Annotated in this window: 3 protein-coding genes; 2 read left to right on the top strand and 1 reads right to left on the bottom strand. The window is 70.9% G+C overall.

Annotated features, from left to right (window positions below; genetic code table 11):
* The first annotated feature begins 134 nt into the window (after nucleotides 1–134).
* Nucleotides 135–2618: a DUF3772 domain-containing protein gene (locus G3N92_RS31840; RefSeq protein WP_206131511.1), complete on the top strand. Its 2484-nt coding sequence runs from the start codon at nucleotides 135–137 to the stop codon at nucleotides 2616–2618.
* Nucleotides 2619–2769: 151 nt separating this feature from the next.
* Complete coding sequence (locus G3N92_RS31835) at nucleotides 2770–3144, top strand: hypothetical protein (protein ID WP_206131510.1); 375 nt, start codon at nucleotides 2770–2772, stop codon at nucleotides 3142–3144.
* Between the two features lie 193 nt (nucleotides 3145–3337).
* Here G3N92_RS31835 and G3N92_RS31830 read toward each other — a convergent pair whose 3' ends face one another.
* Nucleotides 3338–3796 carry a hypothetical protein gene (locus G3N92_RS31830; protein WP_206131509.1) on the bottom strand — a complete coding sequence of 153 codons (459 nt, stop codon included), beginning with the start codon at nucleotides 3794–3796 and terminating at the stop codon, nucleotides 3338–3340.
* Nucleotides 3797–3858: the final 62 nt, after the last annotated feature.

Below are 3858 nucleotides of genomic sequence, written 5' to 3'. Positions count from 1 at the left end.
CCCGCACCCGGTACACGGCCGTTGCATGTGCGCCCACAGCGGCCGCCGCAGCCGGTAACATCTCGTTCCCGCGCTTCCCGGCACGCGGGCGGCCCGCGCCGCCCGGCCGCATTCGCCGACCAAAAGGTTTTCCCATGCCGTTGACCGCCCGACTGGCGCGCGCGCTCGCGCCGCTGCTGTGGATGCTCTGTCTCGCCGCGCCGCTCGCGCCGGACGCGTACGCGCAGCCGATCGTCGCCTCCGCCGCCAGCGCCACCGCCGCGCCGCCCGCGATGTCGTACGCCGACGCGCTCGCCACGCTCAAGCAACTGCAGTCCGAGCAGGACCGCATCAAGCAGCAGACCTCGGCCGCCGTCAGCAGCCAGCAGCTCGACACGCTCGACGGCGCGGCCGAGCAGTTGGCCAACGACGTCGACAAGCTGATCGACGCGATCACGCCGCAGCGCACGCAGGTGCAATCGCAGCTCGACGTGCTCGGCCCCGCGCCGGCCGCCGGCTCGCCGCCCGAAACGCCGGCCGTGGCGCGCCAGCGCGCCGATCTGACCAGCCGCCGCGCCCAGTTCGACGCGCTGCTCAAGCAGGCCACCTCGGAGCGCGACGACCTCGCGAACCTCAATCAGCAATACGCGAAACTGAAGCGCGGACTGTTGCGCAACCAGCTCGCGCTGCGCTCCGGCAGCCTGTTCGGGCCGAGCTTCTGGGCGCCGTTCAGCACGCCGCTGCCCGACGACCGCGACAAGCTGCACGGCTTCTTCGGCCAGATCAGCGCGCAGTGCGCGTTCGCCTGGGAGCCGGGCCGCCGGCTCGGCACGCTGCTGCTGTTCGGCCTCGCGCTGGCGATCTGGAGCGGCGGGCGGCGGCTGCTCGAACGCGGCTTCGCGTGGTTCAGCCTGAACCGGCTGCCCGAGACGCGGATCCGCCGCAGCGCGCTGGCGCTCGGCACCGCGCTGGCCACCGTGATCGCCACCGGCGTGGCCGTGCAACTGATCTACGTGGCGATCACGCGCGGCGATCCGCTCACGCCCGCGCTCGACGATTTCGCCGCCAAGTTCAGTGAACTGGCGATGACCTGCGCGCTGATCGCCGGGCTCGGCCGCGCGCTGCTCTGCACGCGCCACCCGAGCTGGCGGCTGCCCGCGATCGCCGATCCGGTCGCGCTCGCGATGCGGCGCTTCCCGACCATTCTCGCCGCGCTGCTGCTGATCTCCGGCACGCTCGAGCAGATGAACCGGATCGCCGACACGAGCCTGCAGGTCACGCTGTTCGGGCGCGGCGTGGTGGCGCTGGTGGTGGCGCTGACGATCGGCGCGACGCTGCTGCGCGCCAACCGCGCGCGCGCCGAGCTGGCCGCCGCCGGCGAGCAGCCCGAGGCGCGCTCGACGCTGGCCGGGCTGATCCATGCCGGCGTGTCGCTGGCGGTGATCGCCTCGCTGGCCGCGCTGCTGATCGGCTATATCACCGTGGCGCGCTTCATCACCTACGAACTCGTGTGGTTCGAGATCGTGCTGTGCAGCTTCTACGTGCTCACGCAACTGACGCGCGACGTGTGCGCGAGCCTGTTCTCGTCGCAGCATCGCAGCGGCGTCACGATCAAGAACCTGTTCGGGCTCGACGACAGCCATCTCGAACAGGCCTCGACGCTGCTGTCGGGCATCGGCGTGGCGCTGCTGGTGCTGGTGGCCGCGCTGTCGCTGCTGACGGGCGGCTTCGGCACCACGCCGAGCGACCTGTTCGACAGCCTGCTGACGATGCTCGGCGGCACCAGGCTGCGCAGCCTGAACATCGTGCCGGATCGCATCGTCAACGCGGCGGTGGCGGTGGCCGTGGGCTTCTGGCTGCTGCGCTCGGTGCGCCGCTGGCTCGACAACGAATTCCTGCCCACGCTCGGCATGGATCCGGGCATGCGCGCCTCGCTCGTCACGCTGTTCAGCAACCTCGGCTACGTGCTGCTGGTGCTGATGACGCTGTCGCTGCTCGGCGTGCAGTGGAGCAGCCTGGCGTGGATCGTCTCGGCGCTGTCGGTGGGGATCGGCTTCGGCCTGCAGGAGATCGTCAAGAACTTCGTGTCGGGGCTGATCCTGCTGACCGAGCGCCCGGTCAAGGTGGGCGACATGGTCAGCATCAGCGGCGTGGAAGGCGACATCCGCCGCATCAACGTGCGCGCCACCGAGATCCAGCTGACCGACCGCTCCACCGTGATCGTGCCGAACTCGCAACTGATCTCGCAGAACCTGCGCAACGTGACGATGGGCAACAGCAACCTGGGCGTCGCGACGCTGATGCTGACGTTCCCGCTGAACACCGATCCCGAGCAGGTGCGCGACCTGCTGCTGAACGCCTACGCGGCGCACCCGGGCGTGCTCGACAAGCCCGCGCCATCGGTCATGTTCAGCCAGTTGACGCCCGACGGCATCACGCTCAGCGTGACGGGCTACGTGAGCAGCCCGCGCGTCACCTCGACCATCAAGAGCGATCTGCTGTTCGAGATCCTCAAGCAGTTGCGCGCGCAAGGGATCGCGCTGTCGAGCCCGCAGATGCTGATGGTGCACAACGCGGCCGATCCTCACGGCCAGCCCGTTCCGGCCGCGCCGCGCAACGGCGACGAGGCGCCACGCTGAACCCGCTGCGAGCGCACGCATCGCACGCCGGGCGCGGCTTTCGCGCCGATCGTTACCGGCTCGTCATCAACGGTTGCAATCCTTTACGGCATGTGACGGCCGCTTTCCCTAAGCTTGCGGTCATCACACCAATTCACGATAGGGGAACGAGATGAACAAGATCGCATTGCTGGCGCCGGCGCTGGTGGCCGGCTCGATGCTGGCGGGTTGCGTCGCCTACCCGGCCGACCAGGGTTACGGCGGCGGCTATGGCGGCGGTTACGCGGCCCAGCCGGCCTATGTGGCGCAGCCGGGCGTGGCGGTCGATCTCAGCATCGGCTGGCACGGCGACCGTTACTACGACGGCCGCCGCTACTGGGCCCGCGACGACTGGAACCGCGCGCACCCGCCGGGCCCCGGCCCGGGCGGCCCCGGCGGCTACCATCGCGACGACCATCGCCCGGGCGGCCCAGGTGGCCCCGGCCCGGGCGGACGCGGCGACGACCGCCGCGGCGGCGACGATCACCGCGACGACCACCGCTGGTAACCCCTGGCGCCCCGGCAACGGGGCGCGCAGCCAAGGCACATCACCGCGCGAGTGCGGCCGGATCTTCCGGTCGCCTCGCGCGGTTCGTTTTTGGGGAAAGGATCTCGCGCGGCCGACCGGGTGGCCCGCCGTGTGCGCTTCTGGAGCGACGCGCGGCCGGGTCGACATCAGGCCGGCCACCCGGCCCCTCCCGTCAAGGCCGCGTATCCGACGCCGCCCCGCCCTCCGACGCCGCGCTGCCCGGCAACGCGCGCCGGATGCCGTCCACCATCGCATGCGCGGCGCCGGCCACGATCGCCGCATCGACGCCGTAGGTCTGCCATGTGTCCTGGCCGTCCTTCGAGAACACCAGCGAAGCATGCGAGCTCGACGGTTGCTCCGATTTCGCCGATCGCCAGACGATCGTCACGTCGCAGGTATAGGCGTGCTCGGCCGTCTTGCGGCACGGCGCATCTTCGCGGATTGCGGAGATGTCGGCGGCCACCGGCAGCGGCTGGCCGAAGAACGCGTTGACGGGGCCGTGATTCTCGGCGTCGAGCGCCTGACGCACGGCGGCATCGATATCGGCCGGCGCGGGGCCGTCGTGAAGCCAGCCGCAGGCGGCGATGAACGGCGCAAGCGCGCCGGCGAGCAACAGGGTACGTAGCGTCATCCGGGTATCCTTTATGCGCCGGCCGCCAGGCCGGCGGCGGCCCATCGCGCGCCGCCCCTCGC

Origin of the sequence: Burkholderia sp. Ac-20379 (assembly GCF_017104645.1) — a bacterium.
Lineage (GTDB): Bacteria > Pseudomonadota > Gammaproteobacteria > Burkholderiales > Burkholderiaceae > Burkholderia.
Note: the sequence above shows the minus strand (reverse complement) of the source record. Positions and strands in the feature narration are given on the sequence as shown.